The following is a 2,500-nucleotide window of genomic DNA, read 5'->3' on the forward strand; positions in this document are numbered from 1 at the left end:
TTGGTTGCGGGGACAGGATTTGAACCTGTGACCTTCAGGTTATGAGCCTGACGAGCTACCGGGCTGCTCCACCCCGCGCCACCGATTTGCAAGCGAGAGCTTGCGAGAGGTTTGTCCGCCAAATGAAAGGGCCGCTTACGCGGCCCGTGTTTCCCGTTGGCGGGCCATGTTCAGAGAAGATTTCATCGCCTCGACCCAAAAACCGGCTTCGATTTTTGGAAAGTAGGATGTGACACATAAAACGTGCGTTTAGCAGACCTGGCAGCGACCTACTCTCCCGCGTCTTGAGACGAAGTACCATCAGCGCTGGAGCGTTTCACGGCCGAGTTCGGAATGGGATCGGGTGCAGCCGCTCCGCCATAACCACCAGGTCGGCAAAACGCACGTTATTCGAGAAGCTGTTTTTTGTGCCTTTGGAGTTCTTTTAGCCTGGCGCCTTTCGAAGCGAAGCTTCGCAAGGTCGACCGACCGTCGGCGCTTGTGCGCCGCACCCACGTAGCGCCGCCCGCAGGGCGGAACAAGCGTGAGTGAGAACAAACCATCTGACGAAGTCAGATGGACATAAGGAATGAGAACGATCAAGCCGATCGAACTATTAGTACCGGTAAGCTTCAAGCGTTGCCGCTCTTCCACACCCGGCCTATCAACGTGGTCGTCTTCCACGGTTCTCAGGGAATACTCGTTTTAAGGTGGGTTTCCCGCTTAGATGCCTTCAGCGGTTATCCCGTCCGGATATAGCTACCCTGCTATGCGGCTGGCGCCACAACAGGTCCACCAGAGATCCGTCCATCCCGGTCCTCTCGTACTAGGGACAGATCCTTTCAATATTCCTACACCCACGGCAGATAGGGACCGAACTGTCTCACGACGTTCTGAACCCAACTCACGTACCGCTTTAAATGGCGAACAGCCATACCCTTGGGACCTGCTCCAGCCCCAGGATGCGATGAGTCGACATCGAGGTGCCAAACAACCCCGTCGATATGGACTCTTGGGGGTCATCAGCCTGTTATCCCCGGCGTACCTTTTATCCGTTGAGCGATGGCCCTTCCACGCGGGACCACCGGATCACTATGACCGACTTTCGTCTCTGCTCGACTTGTCAGTCTCGCAGTCAGGCAGGCTTATGCCATTGCACTCAGCGAACGATTTCCGACCGTTCTGAGCCCACCATCGCGCGCCTCCGTTACTCTTTAGGAGGCGACCGCCCCAGTCAAACTACCCACCATACATTGTCCCGGACCCGGATAACGGGCCGCGGTTAGACATCCATAGTAATAAGGGTGGTATTTCAAGGGTGGCTCCACCTGAGCTGGCGCCCAGGTTTCAAAGCCTACCACCTATCCTACACATGCCACTACGAATGCCAATGTAAAGCTATAGTAAAGGTGCACGGGGTCTTTCCGTCTAACCGCAGGAACCCCGCATCTTCACGGGGAATTCAATTTCACTGAGTCTATGCTGGAGACAGCGGGGAAGTCGTTACGCCATTCGTGCAGGTCGGAACTTACCCGACAAGGAATTTCGCTACCTTAGGACCGTTATAGTTACGGCCGCCGTTTACTGGGGCTTCGATTCAGAGCTTGCACCCCTCCTCTTAACCTTCCAGCACCGGGCAGGCGTCAGACCCTATACGTCGTCTTGCGACTTCGCAGAGCCCTGTGTTTTTGATAAACAGTCGCTACCCCCTGGTCTGTGCCACCCTCCTCCACTTGCGTGGAAAAGGGTCACGCTTCTTCCGAAGTTACGCGTGCAATTTGCCGAGTTCCTTCAGCATAGTTCTCTCAAGCGCCTTGGTATACTCTACCAGACCACCAGTGTCGGTTTCGGGTACGGTTTATAAGGAGGAGCTATTTCCTGGAACCACGCAGCAGCCCGTTCAATCCGATAAGATTGGACTACCTCAATGATCCGTCACTACCTCCAAGCCCACGAATATTAACGTGGTTCCCATCGACTACGCGTTTCCGCCTCGTCTTAGGGGCCGGCTAACCCTGCTCAGATTAGCTTTAAGCAGGAACCCTTGGTCTTTCGGCGGGGGAGTCTCTCACTCCCCTTACGTTACTCATGTCAGCATTCGCACTTCTGATACCTCCACCACCCCTCACGGGTATGGCTTCATCAGCTTACAGAACGCTCCGCTACCGCTCGTATTGCTACGAACCCTAAGCTTCGGTGTATGGCTTTAGCCCCGTTACATTTTCGGCGCAAAGACCCTTATTTAGACCAGTGAGCTGTTACGCTTTCTTTAAATGATGGCTGCTTCTAAGCCAACATCCTGGTTGTTTTGGGATCCTCACATCCTTTCCCACTTAGCCATAACTTGGGGACCTTAGCTGTAGGTCAGGGTTGTTTCCCTTTTCACGACGGACGTTAGCACCCGCCGTGTGTCTGCCGACTAGTACTCCCAGGTATTCGGAGTTTGGTTAGGTTTGGTAATCCGGTGAGGACCCCTAGCCCATCCAGTGCTCTACCCCCTGGGGTATTCGGTCGACGCTCT

Annotated in this window: 1 tRNA gene and 2 rRNA genes (1 of these 3 cut by a window edge); all 3 read right to left on the bottom strand. The window is 54.6% G+C overall.

The features are described from left to right. Window position 1: 1 nt before the first annotated feature. Window positions 2–78: transfer RNA gene (locus EN861_RS34100), tRNA-Met, on the bottom strand. A 178-nt stretch (window positions 79–256) separates the two neighbouring features. Further along, a 5S ribosomal RNA gene (rrf, locus tag EN861_RS34105) occupies window positions 257–371 on the bottom strand. Window positions 372–574: 203 nt separating this feature from the next. Then, window positions 575–2,500: ribosomal RNA gene (locus tag EN861_RS34110) — 23S ribosomal RNA — on the bottom strand; it runs 884 nt beyond the window's last position.

Origin of the sequence: Mesorhizobium sp. M8A.F.Ca.ET.218.01.1.1 (assembly GCF_004791165.1) — a bacterium.
In the GTDB taxonomy this organism is placed as follows: Bacteria; Pseudomonadota; Alphaproteobacteria; order Rhizobiales; family Rhizobiaceae; genus Mesorhizobium.